This window comes from Gordonia phthalatica, assembly GCF_001305675.1.
In the GTDB taxonomy this organism is placed as follows: Bacteria; Actinomycetota; Actinomycetes; order Mycobacteriales; family Mycobacteriaceae; genus Gordonia; species Gordonia phthalatica.
The window spans coordinates 328,734-341,845 of the sequence record NZ_CP011853.1 but is presented as its reverse complement, the minus strand read 5'-3'; the positions used below and the strand labels follow the sequence as shown (position 1 = coordinate 341,845).

The 13,112-nt window shown below is 68.8% G+C and carries 12 protein-coding genes and 1 pseudogene; 6 read left to right on the top strand and 7 right to left on the bottom strand.

Annotated elements, in window-relative coordinates; genetic code table 11:
• Window positions 1-12 precede the first annotated feature (12 nt).
• Entirely contained in the window at window positions 13-1,077 is a 1,065-nt protein-coding gene (gene hisC, locus ACH46_RS01515) for a histidinol-phosphate transaminase (RefSeq protein ID WP_062391382.1), read from the top strand.
• A gap of 69 nt (window positions 1,078-1,146) precedes the next feature.
• Here hisC and ACH46_RS01510 read toward each other — a convergent pair whose 3' ends face one another.
• Window positions 1,147-2,103, bottom strand: coding sequence for an alpha/beta hydrolase (locus ACH46_RS01510; RefSeq protein WP_226995722.1), 957 nt, complete (start codon window positions 2,101-2,103; stop codon window positions 1,147-1,149).
• Between the two features lie 163 nt (window positions 2,104-2,266).
• On the opposite strand from ACH46_RS01510, the gene ACH46_RS01505 reads away from it, so the two are divergent.
• Both ACH46_RS01505 and soxR read left to right on the top strand, forming a co-directional pair.
• Window positions 2,267-2,728, top strand: a complete 462-nt coding sequence (locus tag ACH46_RS01505) for an acyl-CoA thioesterase (RefSeq protein ID WP_062391380.1) — start codon at window positions 2,267-2,269, stop codon at window positions 2,726-2,728.
• Window positions 2,725-3,183: a redox-sensitive transcriptional activator SoxR gene (gene soxR, locus ACH46_RS01500; RefSeq protein ID WP_062391379.1), complete on the top strand. Its 459-nt coding sequence runs from the start codon at window positions 2,725-2,727 to the stop codon at window positions 3,181-3,183. The genes ACH46_RS01505 and soxR overlap by 4 nt, the downstream gene beginning before the upstream one ends.
• 15 nt (window positions 3,184-3,198) lie before the next feature.
• On the opposite strand, the gene ACH46_RS01495 is transcribed toward soxR, so the two are convergent.
• The 6 genes and pseudogenes from ACH46_RS01495 to ACH46_RS01470 all read right to left on the bottom strand — a co-directional run bounded on the left by ACH46_RS01495 (window position 3,199) and on the right by ACH46_RS01470 (window position 9,059).
• Window positions 3,199-4,398: a hypothetical protein gene (locus ACH46_RS01495; RefSeq protein WP_062391378.1), complete on the bottom strand. Its 1,200-nt coding sequence runs from the start codon at window positions 4,396-4,398 to the stop codon at window positions 3,199-3,201.
• A gap of 9 nt (window positions 4,399-4,407) precedes the next feature.
• Window positions 4,408-5,544, bottom strand: a complete 1,137-nt coding sequence (locus ACH46_RS01490) for an acyltransferase family protein (RefSeq protein WP_062391377.1) — start codon at window positions 5,542-5,544, stop codon at window positions 4,408-4,410.
• Window positions 5,541-6,152, bottom strand: a complete 612-nt coding sequence (locus ACH46_RS01485) for a response regulator transcription factor (RefSeq protein WP_062391376.1) — start codon at window positions 6,150-6,152, stop codon at window positions 5,541-5,543. Before ACH46_RS01485 ends, ACH46_RS01490 begins: the two co-directional genes overlap by 4 nt.
• Window positions 6,153-6,175: 23 nt before the next feature.
• The gene (locus ACH46_RS01480; protein WP_062394823.1) at window positions 6,176-7,282 is read right to left on the bottom strand and encodes a sensor histidine kinase; all 1,107 of its coding nucleotides are present in this window, start codon (window positions 7,280-7,282) and stop codon (window positions 6,176-6,178) included.
• A 29-nt stretch (window positions 7,283-7,311) separates the two neighbouring features.
• Window positions 7,312-8,089 (bottom strand): annotated as a pseudogene (locus tag ACH46_RS01475) (ABC transporter permease).
• Window positions 8,090-8,108: 19 nt separating this feature from the next.
• Complete coding sequence (locus ACH46_RS01470; RefSeq protein ID WP_062394821.1) at window positions 8,109-9,059, bottom strand: ABC transporter ATP-binding protein; 951 nt, start codon at window positions 9,057-9,059, stop codon at window positions 8,109-8,111.
• A 179-nt stretch (window positions 9,060-9,238) separates the two neighbouring features.
• Between ACH46_RS01470 and ACH46_RS01465 the strand changes: the two genes are divergently transcribed.
• The 3 genes from ACH46_RS01465 to exaC all read left to right on the top strand — a co-directional run bounded on the left by ACH46_RS01465 (window position 9,239) and on the right by exaC (window position 13,104).
• Complete coding sequence (locus tag ACH46_RS01465; protein WP_062391375.1) at window positions 9,239-10,507, top strand: GAF domain-containing protein; 1,269 nt, start codon at window positions 9,239-9,241, stop codon at window positions 10,505-10,507.
• A 144-nt stretch (window positions 10,508-10,651) separates the two neighbouring features.
• Window positions 10,652-11,347 (top strand): hypothetical protein, encoded by a 696-nt coding sequence (locus tag ACH46_RS21185; protein WP_157850983.1) that lies wholly within the window; start codon window positions 10,652-10,654, stop codon window positions 11,345-11,347.
• A 233-nt stretch (window positions 11,348-11,580) separates the two neighbouring features.
• Window positions 11,581-13,104 (top strand): acetaldehyde dehydrogenase ExaC, encoded by a 1,524-nt coding sequence (exaC, locus tag ACH46_RS01460; RefSeq protein ID WP_062391374.1) that lies wholly within the window; start codon window positions 11,581-11,583, stop codon window positions 13,102-13,104.
• Window positions 13,105-13,112: the final 8 nt, after the last annotated feature.

Genomic DNA, 13,112 nt, shown 5'->3' with positions numbered 1-13,112 from the left:
ACATTCGTAGGGGTGAGCATGCGAATCCGCCCAGACTTGGACACCCTGCCCGTGTACGTTCCCGGCAAGACCTTCCCGGGTGCGATCAAGCTCGCCAGCAACGAGGTGACCGATCCCCCGCTGCCGAGCGTGGCGAGCGCGATCGCCGACGCCGCCGCGAACGCCAATCGCTACCCGGACAACGGGATGGTGGAACTGACCGACGAGCTCGCGAAGAGCCTCGGCGTGACACCCGCCGAGGTCCAGGTGGGCTGCGGGTCGGTGATCCTCTGCCAGAACCTCATCACCATCACCACCCGCCCGGGCGACGAGGTGCTGTTCGGCTGGCGGTCGTTCGAGATGTATCCGGTCGCGACTCAGGTGGCCGGTGCGACGCCGGTGCAGGTTCCGCTGACCGGCGACGCCGTGCACGACCTCGACGCCATGGCCGCAGCGATCACCGATCGCACGCGCTTGATCTTCGTCTGCAACCCGAACAACCCCACCGGCACCGTGGTGGAGGCGCAGGCGCTGCGCGCCTTCCTGGAGACCGTGCCCTCGGACATCATCGTCGCGCTCGACGAGGCCTACTTCGAGTACATGCGACTGTCGGAGCCCTACGCCTACGACGCGTTGGAGCTGCGCCGCGAGTTCTCGAACGTGGTGATCCTGCGGACGTTCTCGAAGGCCTACGGACTGGCCGGACTGCGGGTCGGTTACGCCGTCGGCGATCCCGAGGTCATCGCAGCACTGAACAAGGTCCACATCCCGTTCACCGTCAGCAGCGTGGGGCAGGCCGCGGCCGTCGCATCCCTGCGCGCCCAGGCCGAGCTGCTGGCCCGCACCGACGCCGTGGTCGCCGAACGCGAACGGGTCACCGCCCGGCTGCGCGAACTCGGCTACCGCGTGCCCGACTCCCAGGCCAACTTCGTCTGGCTGATGCTCGGCGACGACTCGATCCCGTTCGCCACCGCCTGCGCCGACGCCGGGGTGATCGTCCGACCGTTCGCGGGCGACGGCGTCCGCGTCACGGTCACGAACCCGAGCGAGAACGACCCCTTCCTGGCGTTCGCCGAGGAGTGGGCGACGCGGCGCTGACTCACAAGAGTTTTTCGGCGCCCGAATCCACTTCACAGATGGATTCGGGCGCCGAAATCTTCCGATGGTCTACAGGGCGGGCTTCAAGGCCTCCCACGCCTTGGGCAGATCCTGCTTCCAGTACGTCCACGAGTGCGTGCCGATCAGCCGGAAGCCGCTGGTGAACGGAATGTCGCGCGACCGCAGCAGCGTCGCGAACTCGAGCGAGCAGCGGTTGGCGCCCATCTCCAGGCCCGAGCCGGCAGCGATCTGCACATCTTCCGGACCATCCTTGGGATCGCGCTTCTGCGTCAGGTCCTGCGGGCCGATGGCCCCGGTGCCGGACGAGATGAACAGCGCCTTGCCGCGCAGTGCCTTCAGGTTCTTCGACGGGTCGTGTGCCCGCCAGTTCGCCGAACCGGGCGCACCCCACATCTTGTTGGGGTCGGCGCCCGACTTGGCGACGGTGGCCCGCACGTACGCCTCATTGGCCTGACCGGAGATCATCGGGCAGCCGCTCATCGACGCGACGCCGCGGTAGAGCTTGGGGTGTCGGGTCGCCAACGCGAACGCCGACTGGCCGCCCATCGACAGTCCCATCACCGCGTTGCTGCCGGAGCCGGAGAACTTGGCGTCGATCAGCTTCGGGAGTTCATCGGCGAGGAAGGTCTCCCACTGCGGCTTGCCGAGCTTGGCGTCGGTCGCGATCCAGTTCGTGTAGAAGCTGCCTGCGCCGCCCGCGGGGAGGACGACGTTGACGTTGCGGCCGGCGAAGAAGCGCTCGGCACCGCCCTTGGTGATCCAGTCGCTGACCTTCTCGCCGCCGTCGGCGCCGTCGAGCAGGTAGACGGTGGGGCGCGGCGCGCTGCCGCCCGGCGAGAGGACGGTGACGGGAACCGGTTCGTCCATCGAGGGCGACTTGATCGTGAGGTCGACGCGGTGGATGCTGCGGACCTTCTCCGCCACGACGTGGGCACCCGGCGCGGCTTGCGCCGGTGCATTCCCCATCGTGATCAGCAGACCTGCAGCAGCGACCAGAGACCCCATGCACGCCGCCCGGCGTGTAACCCGTTCAGACCACATGGGCGACAAGGATAGACCCTGAACCTGTGTAGTGCGTTAAGAGGACGTCACAGATCCGGCGTCCTCCGGAAAACTCCTGAAAACTCAGGTCCACGATGGGCAACCGGGCGAGTCCTACACTCACGACATGCCTACGACACCCGATTCGCCCTCCGGTCGCCACTACGCCTTCGTCGCCGACGTGCCGGTGCGGTGGTCGGACATGGACGCCTTCGGTCACATCAACCACGCCCGGATGGTGACGCTGATGGAGGAGGCGCGCATCCAGTGGCTGCTGAGTGCGGGCGAGGAGTACGCGCCGCTGATCAAGAGCGCGATGATCGTCCACGTGGAGATCCGCTACCAGGCGCAACTGCGGCACGAGGACTCCCCGGTCCGCATCGGCATGTGGATCAAGGGCTTCCGGTCGGTCGACTTCACGATCGGCTACGAGATCTACGGCACGACCGCCGCCGAGGACTCCCGGCCGGCGTGTGTCGCGAGCACGCAGATGGCCGTCGTCGACATCGAGAACCACACCCTGCGCCGCCTGACCGACGGAGAGAAGGGGTACCTGCGGGAATGGAGTCGAGAGGGTGACGCCGGATGACGGACAACACGACCGAGATCCCCGCAGACATCGTGTGGCTGAAGCCCCGCGACGTGGCACGACGGGCGGGCGTCGCGGTGTCGACCCTGCACTACTACGAGAAGATCGGGCTGATCCAGAGCCGTCGCACGTCGGGCGACCGCCGCGAGTACCGACGCGACACCCTGCGGCTGATCGCGTTCATCCGCGCATCGCAGTCGCTCGGCATCTCCCTGGCGCAGATCAAGGCGGCGCTCGACGACCTCCCGCACGACAACCCTCCGGACAAGCACGACTGGGCGCGTCTGGCGCGTGACTGGCGGGAGGACCTCAACGAGCGCATCGACCGTCTGGTGGCACTGCGCGACAACCTCTCGAACTGCATCGGCTGCGGCTGCCTGTCCCTCACTGCGTGCCCGTACACCAACCCGGGCGACGTCCTCGGCAAGGAGGGACCGGGCGCCCGGCGGCTCTGACCGCGGTCGAATCAGCTACGGCTGGTACTTCTCCGGCAGTTCCAGCGGCGCACCGCCGAGCTGCGCGATGTTGCCCTGCAGCACGTCACGGTAGATCCGGAGCTGTTCCTCGCCGCTGCGCACCTGCTGCGACAGCCTGCGCGAATGATCGGCCGACAGCTCGCGGTCGCCCGACCGCGACAACAGGTGGTCGATGCGGGCGTCGATGGTGGTGGCACGGTCGAACTCATTGAGCAGTCGCAGTTCGACGGCGGCGGACTCGACGGTCGCGCTGATCTCGATGAGAGCGTGCACGCGGTCGATCAGCTCGCTCCACACCGGTCGCAGCGCCTCTTCGCGCTCGTTGATATGGGTGAGGAAGCTCTTGTCGAAGCCGCCGTTGGCGCGGGCCCGATCGAGATCGACGCGGAGGGCGCGGAGCGCGACGATGTCGGATGCGATCTCGGCGAGCTCGGCGTGCAGGTTCACCTGCACGCGCTGCATCTCGAAGTGGTCCGACAGCCACGCGGGATTGGTACGGATCCGCTGGTAGTAGTGGCCCGCGACGAACAGCAGAGTCTCGTAGCCGTCGGCGAAGACCGCGCCGCGGGAGCTGTCCTGGACCGTGGGAGCCGTGCCGAAGACCTCGTCGGCCCAGTGCTCCACCTGGCGGCGGCTTGCGCGCCCGGCCACCTTGTCGACGACGCCCGCCACCTTGTCGAAGGCGTCGGTGCCGCCCCAGCGGGCGCCCGACGTCGACAGGTTCGCGACCGGCGTGCACAGGAGTCCGGCGAACAGCTGCTCGCGTTCGTCGATGTCGAAGTAGACGTTCTCGCGACGCTCGCGGCGGATGGCGCGCATGCCGGACGGGTAGACGCCCTTGCCGGTGACGACCGCGCGGTGCGCGTCGTCGCGGCGGCGGGTGAGCCCGTTGAGCCGCGACCGGATGATCGGTACCACGAACCCGGGGACCATCGTGGACGACAGCTTGCGCTCGGCGTGCAGGATGCCGCGCTGCACGCGACGCAGTTCGCTGAAGCCCTGCGGCGCGACGGCCATCGGCAGCCCCTGCCCGATGCGGCGCACGACGGTGGCGCGGGCGGTGGGTGCGAGATAACCGGCGGCGATGAGGATGCACGCCGTGTCGGACAGTTCTGTCGGCTGTCCCGGCACGCGCGCATCCGTCGTCCACTGCCGAACGTCGGCTGCCGTGACGGCGCGCTGCGGTGAGGTCATGGCTTGATCTTACCCGCGGGTTCCGACGGAAAGCGCTGGCGAAGTCCGCCACAGCGGCGCCGTGATGCGATGCAGCACCCACGCGACGGGAATGCTGATCACCGTGGTGACCGCGAACGCCGCGAGGGTGGAGCCGGTGAAGATCTCGTAACCGAGGAGCGGCATCACGAACTCCAGGACCATGACGTGGACCAGGAAGAACTCGTACGAGATCTCACCGAACCACACCATCGGGCGGCTGCCGCAGAGGCGGGACCACACGCCGCCGTCCCCGATGGCGAGCGGTGCGACGAGGGCGATCGCGACCACCAGGTAGAGGGTGTGTTTGACGACGGCGGCGCCGGCGTCGTTCGGGACGATCGTCGGCTCGCCGGCCACCGCTCCCCCGGTCGCCAGGAAGGCGACCGCCGCGACGGCGAGGCTGGGCGCGGCGGGCCAGCGCCTGATCAGTCGAGCGAGGACCGCCAGGATCATGCCGCCGACGAACCAGCTCGCGAAGGCGGGCGGCCACATGCGGGCGGTGAGGTCGACACCGTCGATCCCGTGCACGAGCATCGTCCAGATCGGCGAGATCAGGAGCAGCAGCCCGAGCCAGACCAGGAGGACGTCGGGGCGCCAGAGGCCGCGGCAGGCGACGGCGGCGATCAGCCAGGCGACGGCGGGCAGCGCGACGTAATACGCGACCTCGGAGGTCATGCTCCACATCTGGGTGAGCCCGGTGTGCAGGTGCCCGACACCGTAGACCTGCGTGAACGTCAGGTTCCGGGCCAGCCCGGACCAGCCCTGCCCGAAGTCGGAGGTGTCGGCGCGGAACAGATAGATCACGTACACCGCGATCACCGTGATCCAGTACGCGGGCACGATGCGGCGGACGCGATGCCAGGCGTAGCGACGCAGCGGCGGGTAGGCGGCGGGACGGTCGGAGCGGGCGTCGTGCAGGGCCCGCACCCAGGGCGCGAACAGCAGGTATCCGGAGAGGACGAAGAAGAGGGCGACGCCGATCTCGAAGCGCGACAGCAGCCGGCCGACGTAGTCCTCGGTGTAATGGCCGGTCCAGAACGCGGCGTGCGTGAGGCACACGGCGAGGGCGGCAAGCGTGCGGACGCCGGTGAGGGCGGGGACGCGACTGCCGGATTGTGTGCTCAGATCCAGCCCCGTTCCCGAGCGATGCGGGCGGCCTCGGCGCGGGTGGCGGCACCGGTCTTGCCGATGGCCGACGACAGGTGGTTCCGCACCGTCCCCGCGGACAGATGCACCTGCCCGGCGATGGTCGCGACCGTCGCGCCGGACAGGGCTGCGGTGAGGACCTCGCTCTCGCGCGGGGTGAGCGGGTTGTCGCCGCTGGTGAGGCTCTCGGTGGCGAGTGTCGGGTCGATGACCCGCAGCCCCGCGTGGACGCGTCGGACGGCGTCGGCGAGTTCCGCGGCGGGCGTGTCCTTGACGACGAAGCCACTGGCGCCGGCGTCGACGGCGCGACGCAGATAGCCGGGGCGGCCGAAGGTGGTGACGATCAGCGACCGCACGCCCGGCAGTTCCCGCGACACCAGCGCGGCCGCGGCGATGCCGTCGAGGCCGGGCATCTCGATGTCGAGGAGGCAGACCTGCGCGCCACTGCTGCGGGCGGCGTCGACCACCTCGTCGCCGCGACCCACCTGGGCGACGACCTCGAGGTCTACCTCCAGGTCGAGCAGTGCGGCGAGCGCGCCGCGGACCAGCGCCTGGTCGTCGGCGAGCAGCAGCTTGATGGTCTCCACGTGTCTCCTCTCGCTTGACGAAGCTACCGCGCCGACACCGTCGCGGTGACCGTGGTCCCGGTGGCGTCGGACTCGACGGTCAGCCGCCCGCCGCCCGCCTCCACGCGTTCGGCCAGCCCGCGGAGACCGTTCCCGAACGTCAGGAGCGGCGAGCCGTGGCCGTCGTCGGCAATGACGATGCGGTCGTGCGTCAGTGCGACGTCGCAGCGCGTGGCGCCGCTGTGGCGGACGACGTTGGTGACCGCTTCGCGCAGCACCCAGGCGAACAGGGTGGCGTTCGGACCCGCGTCGGCGGCGGGGTCGGGCAGGTCGGCGTCGATCCCCGCGGCGTCGAGTGCGCTGGCCGACGCCGCGATGACGCTCGGCAGTTCGGGGGTACGGAGGCTGCCGACGGTGGAGCGCACCTCGGCGAGCGCATCGCGGGCCAGCGCGGTGACCTCGGCGATCTCGGCTTTCGCACGCTCGGGGTCGAGGTCGACCAGCCGGCCGGCCAGTTCGGTTTTCACCGTGATGACGGTGAGTGAGTGGCCGAGGATGTCGTGGACGTCGCGCGCCACCCGCTCGCGTTCGGCGACGACGGCGAGTTGGGCGTTGAGCTCTCGCTGCCGCTGCGCGGCGCGGTCGCGGTCGCGTTCGCCGTCGCGCATCAACCGGGTGAAGCCCATGATGACCCCCACGACCACCATGACGACGAGGAATCCGGTGTCGATGCCCCAGCCGAAGATCTCGGGCACGATGATCGCCGCCGCGATGATCACCACAATCGCCGCCAATGAGTAGCGGGTGCGCCACGGCGCGGCGAACGCGACCGCCGCCATCACGTAGGGCGCGACGGCGAAGGCACTGGTGTGCAGGATCGGCATCAGCACGATCCCGATGACGATCAGGGTGGCGATCGCGACATTGCGTGCCGCGACGCGGCCGGGTTCGTCGAACATCGCGTAGACGCACAGCCACACGTAGTCGACGACGAAGACCGCCAGCAGCGCGAGTGAGACGGTCTTGACGCCCCAGCCCGCGTCTGCGGTGACGATGCCGATGACCGGGTAGACGACGAACAGCAGCCAGACGGCGCCGAAGACCCAGCGTCCACTCCGCCACGGTGAGGCGGGGTCGAACGCTGGGCTCATCGTCTTCTCCGAGTCTGTGCGGCACGCGCTCACTGGCGGCGCGTGCTCCGGTTGTACAGCCAGCTTGCCGCAACCGCGAACGCGGCGGCCCAGAAGACGGTGTTCGCGATGATCACCCACAGCGAGATCGGGGTGCCGTAGGCGGTGACGCCACTGTCGAGCGGGTAGCGGGCCAGGGAGACCACGCCGAACATCGGGGTGAACTCGGCGATTCGCAGCATGGTTCCGCTCAACGGCACGAACACGTTTCCTGCGAACGCGAGCAGCGCCAGGACGCCGCCGAGGGCCTGCATGGCGCCGTCGGACTTCAGGACGCTGCCGAGTGCGAGGCCGAGGGCCGCGAAGATCGCCGAGCCGAGCCATGCGAGGAGCAGGCACGCGATCCACGTGCCGACCGAGGCGCGGGCCCCCGGACAGGACGCCGACCACCGCGAGCAGGACCACGGGCAATGCGCTCATGGTGAGGGCGAGGGCCACCTTGGTGGAGACGTAACCGGCGGGGCGGAGCGGCGTCATCATCAGCGTCCGCGTCCAGCCGGCCTGCTGTTCGATGGAGACGGCGGCGGCGTTCGACGCGGCCGCGAGCACCGCTCCGTAGAGCGCCATTCCGACGAGGACGTAGAAGGCGACGTTGCCGTCGCCGACGCTGTCGGTGCTCTTCTGGGTGGCACCGAAGACGAGGTAGAGCAGGGCAGGCATGGCGACGGTGAAGATCATCGCGCGGCGGTTGCGGAGGACGCGGCGGACGTCGTTGCGGAGGTAGACGGTGGAGACGCCCGCTGTCGAGAGTGTCGTGTTCGTGGTCATGGCAGTACCTTTCGGGATCTCAGTTGTCTGCGGTGAGGGCGACGAAGGCGTCTTCGAGGTTGCGGCCGGCGATCTCGACGTCCCGGGCGCGGGTGCTGGTGAGCAGGTGCCGGGCGAGGGTGTCGGAGTCGGCGAGCGAGAGGTAGATCCGACCGCCGCGATGTTCGACGATGCGCAGGTCGGGGAAGACCCGCTGCAGTCCGGGGAGAGCGTCGTCGTCGAGGACCGCGGACACGACGCGGCTGCTGGCGCGGGCCCGGATCTCGGCGGTGGAGCCGTCGGCCACCACCCGCCCGTGGGCCATCATCACGATGCGGTCGGCGAACGAGTCCGCCTCCTCCAGGTAGTGGGTGGCGAACAGCACCGTCCGACCGCGCTCGGCGTCGGCGCGCATCGCTGCCCAGAAGGTGCGGCGGGACTCGACGTCCATGCCCGCGGTCGGCTCGTCGAGGACGATCAGGTCGGGGTCCGGGAGCAGGGCGAGCGCGAACTTGAGTCGCTGCTGCTCACCGCCGGAGCAGCGGGACACCTTGCGATCGCCGAGGTCGGTGATGTCGGCGCGCGCCATCACCTCGTCGATGTCCGCGGTGCGGCCGTGGAGGGCGGCGATGGTGGAGACGGTCTCGGCGACGGTGAAGTCGTCGAGCAGTCCTCCGGTCTGCATGACCGCGGCGATCCGGCCTGCTCGGGCTGCGTCGCGCGGGTTGCGGCCGAACACCGAGGCGGTCCCGGAGTCCGGTTCGGTGAGGCCGAGGAGCATGTCGATGGTGGTGGTCTTGCCCGCGCCGTTGGGGCCGAGGAAGGCGACCACCTGACCGGCCTCCACCTGCAGGTTCAGTCCGTCGACGGCGCGGACGGTGGCGCCTTTGGAGCGGAACGACTTGGTGAGGTCGGTGAGGGCGACGGCCGGGGTCGACGACGTCGGATGCGTCGGGGCGGACGGTGCTGGGGTGAGGTGTCGTTGCGTCATGCCCATGACTCTTCCGCTGCGGCGACGTCCGCACCCAGAGCGGATGTCACCTGTTCGGCATGACGTCTGTCATGTGTCTCCTGCGACTCAGAACGCGGCCGTCGTTGCCCACATCACACCCGACAGGCACAATCGAGAGACACCGACGACGTCACGCCGGTCATTTCGAGAGGGACGCGATGAGGGAAGGCACCACCGTGTCGTCTCGGGTTCGTCGTGCCTACGAAGAGTTCCTCGCGGGCACCACCCCCGCCGACGACTCGGTGCGTTCACTGGTCCGCGAGTCATGGGAGCGCTCACGCCGCCGCGGCGTCGACCCGGAGGACGTGGAGCCGAACCCGGACGACGGCCCGATGTCGGACGGCGACTTCGACGCCTACCGTGCGGGTCACCGCCTCGCGTCCGTCCGTCCGCTGGTGCAGTCGTTGATGCTCGACGACATCTCCGGCACCGGCGTCGTGATCGCGATGACCGACAACCGCGGCCGCCTGCTCTGGGTGGAGGGCGACCACACTGCGCGGGACGCCGCCGCGCGCATCAACTTCGTCGAGGGCTCGGTGTGGAGCGAGGACGCGGTCGGCACCAACGCACCCGGCTTGGCGCTGACAGTGAATCGGGGTGTGCAGATCATCGGACCCGAGCACTTCTCGGGGCCGGTCCAGAACTGGAACTGTGCGGCCGCGCCCGTGCACGATCCGACGTCCGGCGAGCTCCTCGGCGTCATCGACGTGACCGGCGGGCCGGCCGCGGCCGCCCCGTTCGCGCTGGCAGCGGTCCGATCGGTCGTCGCCGCCGTGGAGCGCGAGCTGCACTCGCGCGCCGTCGACCTGGCTTCCCCCGCGACGTTCGCGACCGTCGGTCACCGGCTGACCGCCCTGCGCGACGGCCCCGCCCAGTGGCACGACGGCGCCGCTCCCCCGCGGTCGCTGTCGCCGCGACACGCGGAGATCCTCCTGCTCCTGCAGTCCTATCCCGAGGGCCTCGGAACCGAGCAGTTGGCGACCATGCTGTCCGACGAGGGACTCGGCGCGGTGACCGTGCGCGCGGAGATCTCGCGCCTGCGGCGCGATCTCGGCGACGTCGTCGCCTCCCGCCCCTACCGGCTGACCGTCGACCTCGGCTCCGACCTCGACGACCTCCGTCAGTCGATCGCCGCCGGCGACCTCACCGGCGCCATCCGCATGCTCGGCCGCGGCGGACTGCTGGCCGAATCATTGGCTCCCGGCGTCGTCGAACTGCTCGACGAACTGCGCGAGGACCTCCGGTCTCGGATGTTCGGGACCGGCGACATCGCCGCCCTCAGCGTCTGGGTCGCCTCGCCGCACGGCCGCGACGACATCACCGCCTGGAACGCCCTCGCCCACCGACTGCCCGCCAGCCACCCGCAGCGCGCGGTCGCCGAGGGCCGCGTGCGGCTGCTGGATCGGCGGTTCGGGCTGCGGCGATAGGGGCCGTCAGCTCCGGTTCGACCGAGTCCGGTTCGAAGTTCAGTGATATCCTCGGAGGTGGAAAACGCCAGACAGGATTTGGTGTTTGTAGCGAGGCCGTCCGGTTCACCACCGGATAGGCCTCGCGTTTTGTATGGTCAGGCCATGCCTGTTCGATTTACGCAAAATATCGCATCTGCGCGTTTGGAGCCTTACCGTCGACGCTGGCTGGTTCAAGGTGGCGGCACGCCGAGCGACGCGGCGATCGCAGCAATGTACGCCTGGCAGACATCACTCGCGGGAGCATGGTTCGAGGTCATCGGGCACATCGAAGTCCTGACACGAAACGCAATCGACAACTCACTGCGCGACTGGAACCTGACAAAGGGGTTCGGTCCGGATTGGATCCAGACACCTCATCCCGACCTGGCGCGCATCATCGGCCCACGGGCACTCCACGACATCGAGCGGCAAGCAAACTCCGCTCAGCGTCAACGCACGCAGGGGCACCCCCGGTTCGGGGCGCCGTTGTCCCACGACGACTACGTCGCTCAATTGACGTTCGGAAATCTCACAGCAATCCTCCCGATCAGACCCCCCAACCGCGCCCGACTGGGCTCCGGGTACAGCCCTCGCGAGCATCTGTGGCGAAACGGACTGCGGAACGCGTTTCCGGGCCTCTATGACGTGTGGCAGAACAAGCGTTGGGCTCGGGTCGGCTACGCGCCGGTTCCTGGCGACCTCATCCCCGCGTACGCCCTGGCATCCGCCTTCAACGGCTGCGTCGCCTCCGGAACCGAGTGGGCCACCACGAACAGACACTCCTGGTCAGACACTCCGACCGTCACAAGGACGCCCTGATCGTCGCGCGCGATCAACACCGCAGCCGCCCACGCGATCGGAGCGATGTCGCGTGTACCCGCAGTGTTGACCCTCGAACCTCACCCTTGAGGTTCCATCGGAAGTACGCAGTTTCGGCTTTCTCATCGCCCCTTGCAACGCGACTGCATCGTCGTGCAACGTGACTGCAACCACTCCACCCATAGCGTGTGATTCACCTCACCGATTGCAGTGAATCCACGAAGGAGTGCACCATGACCGTCTTCGCCAAGCCCGGAGCCGAAGGCTCGCTGATGAGCTACGAGTCCCGTTACGACAACTGGATCGGCGGCAAGTGGATTGCGCCGGTGAAGGGCCAGTACTTCGAGAACCCGTCGCCGATCGACGGCAAGACCTTCTGCGAGGTGGCTCGCTCCACCCACGAGGACATCGACCTGGCGCTCGACGCCGCCCATGCCGCCGCGCCCGCCTGGGGCAAGACCTCGGTCGCCGAGCGCGCCGCGATCCTCAACAAGATCGCCGACCGCATGGAGGAGAACCTCGAGAAGATCGCCGTCGCCGAGAGCTGGGAGAACGGCAAGGCCGTCCGCGAGACGCTGGCCGCCGACATTCCGCTCGCGATCGACCACTTCCGCTACTTCGCCGGCGCCATCCGCGCCCAGGAGGGCGGCATCTCGGAGATCGACAAGGACACCGTCGCCTACCACTTCCACGAGCCGCTGGGCGTGGTCGGCCAGATCATCCCGTGGAACTTCCCGATCCTCATGGCCACCTGGAAGCTGGCCCCCGCCCTCGCCGCGGGCAACGCGATCGTGATGAAGCCCGCCGAGCAGACCCCGGCGTCGATCCTCTACCTGGTGAGCCTCATCGGCGATCTCCTCCCCGACGGCGTCCTCAACATCGTCAACGGTTTCGGCGTCGAGGCGGGCAAGCCGCTCGCGTCGAGCAACCGCATCCGCAAGATCGCGTTCACCGGCGAGACCACCACCGGCCGCCTGATCATGCAGTACGCGTCGGAGAACCTGATCCCGGTGACCCTGGAGCTCGGAGGCAAGAGCCCCAACGTCTTCTTCGAGGACGTCATGGACGCCGACGACGGCTTCCTGGACCGGGCCCTCGAAGGCTTCGCGATGTTCGCCCTCAACCAGGGCGAAGTCTGCACCTGCCCGAGCCGCGCCCTGGTCCAGGGCAGCATCTACGACGAGTTCCTGGAGCGCGCCGTCGCCCGCGTCGCCGCGATCAAGCAGGGCAACCCGCTCGACACCGACACCATGATGGGAGCCCAGGCCAGCAGCGACCAGTGGGAGAAGATCAAGTCGTACCTGGAGATCGGCAAGCAGGAGGGCGCCAAGGTCCTCGTCGGCGGCGAGCCCGCCGATCTGGGCGGCGACCTGTCCGGCGGCTTCTACATCCAGCCGACCGTCTTCGACGGCACCAACAACATGCGGATCTTCCAGGAGGAGATCTTCGGCCCGGTCCTCGCGACCACGTCGTTCACCGACTACGACGACGCGCTCGGCATCGCCAACGACACCCTGTACGGCCTGGGCGCCGGCGTGTGGAGCCGCAACGGCGCCGTCGCCTACCGCGCCGGTCGTGACATCCAGGCCGGTCGCGTGTGGACGAACACCTACCACGACTACCCGGCGCACGCGGCGTTCGGCGGCTACAAGCAGTCGGGCGTCGGTCGCGAGAACCACCTGATGATGCTCTCTCACTACCAGCAGACCAAGAACCTGCTCGTGGGCTACGCCCAGAGCGCCAAGGGCTTCTTCTAAGCCGGCGT

What these genes read in the sequence shown, in the direction of transcription:
- ACH46_RS01480 (WP_062394823.1), bottom strand. Translation starts at nt 7,282, where the DNA reads ATGAGCCCAGCGTTCGACCCCGCCTCACCGTGGCGGAGTGGACGCTGG.
- ACH46_RS01505 (WP_062391380.1), top strand. Translation starts at nt 2,267, where the DNA reads ATGCCTACGACACCCGATTCGCCCTCCGGTCGCCACTACGCCTTCGTC.
- soxR (WP_062391379.1), top strand. Translation starts at nt 2,725, where the DNA reads ATGACGGACAACACGACCGAGATCCCCGCAGACATCGTGTGGCTGAAG.
- ACH46_RS21185 (WP_157850983.1), top strand. Translation starts at nt 10,652, where the DNA reads ATGCCTGTTCGATTTACGCAAAATATCGCATCTGCGCGTTTGGAGCCT.
- ACH46_RS01465 (WP_062391375.1), top strand. Translation starts at nt 9,239, where the DNA reads ATGAGGGAAGGCACCACCGTGTCGTCTCGGGTTCGTCGTGCCTACGAA.
- ACH46_RS01510 (WP_226995722.1), bottom strand. Translation starts at nt 2,103, where the DNA reads ATGGGGTCTCTGGTCGCTGCTGCAGGTCTGCTGATCACGATGGGGAAT.
- ACH46_RS01495 (WP_062391378.1), bottom strand. Translation starts at nt 4,398, where the DNA reads ATGACCTCACCGCAGCGCGCCGTCACGGCAGCCGACGTTCGGCAGTGG.
- ACH46_RS01470 (WP_062394821.1), bottom strand. Translation starts at nt 9,059, where the DNA reads ATGACGCAACGACACCTCACCCCAGCACCGTCCGCCCCGACGCATCCG.
- exaC (WP_062391374.1), top strand. Translation starts at nt 11,581, where the DNA reads ATGACCGTCTTCGCCAAGCCCGGAGCCGAAGGCTCGCTGATGAGCTAC.